The organism is Bacillus cereus (assembly GCF_002561295.1).
In the GTDB taxonomy this organism is placed as follows: Bacteria; Bacillota; Bacilli; order Bacillales; family Bacillaceae_G; genus Bacillus_A; species Bacillus_A cereus_S.
Map to the genome: position 1 here is coordinate 1 of NZ_NTUG01000088.1, position 782 is coordinate 782.

Here is a 782-nt window from a genome sequence, read left to right on the forward strand (position 1 = left end):
CCGGTCGGGACCGCCATTTTAACTTCTGCTAATAAGCAGTTGTTTTTTATTGCTTTTTATGATAAGATACTCCTTGTCACTAAAAAGAAATATCTTTTGATGGGCTATAGCCAAGCGGTAAGGCAACGGACTTTGACTCCGTCATGCGCTGGTTCGAATCCAGCTAGCCCAGCCATTTACGAGCCATTAGCTCAGTTGGTAGAGCATCTGACTTTTAATCAGAGGGTCGAAGGTTCGAGTCCTTCATGGCTCACTTTTTTATTTCCGCGGGTGTGGCGGAATTGGCAGACGCACCAGACTTAGGATCTGGCGCCTTTGGCGTGGGGGTTCGACTCCCTTCACCCGCATCATGCGGTCGTGGCGGAATGGCAGACGCGCTAGGTTGAGGGCCTAGTGGGGGAAACCCCGTGGAGGTTCAAGTCCTCTCGGCCGCACCAAAGAAAAAATAAAAAAGTACTTGCATTTGAAAATGCAACGTGGTAAGATAATTGAGTCGCTGAAATAAAGCGATAAGAAAACATCATGAATAAGCGCCCGTAGCTCAATTGGATAGAGCGTTTGACTACGGATCAAGAGGTTAGGGGTTCGACTCCTCTCGGGCGCGCCATAACGGGAAGTGGCTCAGCTTGGTAGAGCACCTGGTTTGGGACCAGGGGGTCGCAGGTTCAAATCCTGTCTTCCCGACCACGCGGGTGTAGTTTAGTGGTAAAACAAGAGCCTTCCAAGCTCTGGTCGAGAGTTCGATTCTCTTCACCCGCTTTTAGTTCTTTGAAAACTGAACG

7 tRNA genes are annotated in these 782 nt (G+C 49.5%); all 7 read left to right on the forward strand.

Annotation, left to right across the window (positions count from 1 at the left end):
* The first annotated feature begins 100 nt into the window (after positions 1–100).
* Positions 101–175: transfer RNA gene (locus tag CN373_RS24905), tRNA-Gln, on the forward strand.
* A 5-nt stretch (positions 176–180) separates the two neighbouring features.
* Positions 181–253, forward strand: a tRNA-Lys gene (locus CN373_RS24910).
* 13 nt (positions 254–266) lie between these two features.
* A tRNA-Leu gene (locus CN373_RS24915) sits at positions 267–347 on the forward strand.
* A gap of 4 nt (positions 348–351) precedes the next feature.
* Positions 352–437, forward strand: a tRNA-Leu gene (locus CN373_RS24920).
* A 93-nt stretch (positions 438–530) separates the two neighbouring features.
* Positions 531–607, forward strand: a tRNA-Arg gene (locus tag CN373_RS24925).
* 3 nt (positions 608–610) lie between these two features.
* Positions 611–687: transfer RNA gene (locus tag CN373_RS24930), tRNA-Pro, on the forward strand.
* Between the two features lies 1 nt (position 688).
* Positions 689–759, forward strand: a tRNA-Gly gene (locus CN373_RS24935).
* The last annotated feature ends 23 nt before the right edge of the window (positions 760–782 follow it).